Source organism: Tamlana crocina (assembly GCF_012037625.1).
Map to the genome: position 1 here is coordinate 1 of NZ_JAAVJS010000630.1, position 330 is coordinate 330.

Genomic DNA, 330 nt, shown 5'->3' on the forward strand with positions numbered 1-330 from the left:
TATCGACCGGGATGGAAATCCTGTTAAGCCTTTTCCGCTGAAGTTTCGGGATGCGATCACCCAACCCCTTTCCGTTTTTGATTACGACAATAAGAGAGATTACAGGTTCGTGGTGACCCAGGGCAACGACCTTTTAATGTATGATCGCAAAGGAAAATCTGTGCGTGGATTTCAATTCTCCAGGGCAGGTTCTGAAATCCTTCAGCCGCCAAAGCACGTGAGGATCGGTAGTAAAGATTACATCCTCGTTCCTGAAAGGTCCGGAAAACTTCACATTCTGAGTCGCACCGGAAAAACCCGTGTTCCTGTCAGGGAAAATATAGAATTTTC

The 330-nt window shown here is 46.4% G+C and carries 1 pseudogene; it reads left to right on the plus strand.

Features of this window, described 5'->3' with window-relative positions:
* Nucleotides 1–330, plus strand: a pseudogene (locus tag HC176_RS19775) (ribonuclease HII); the annotation flags it as partial.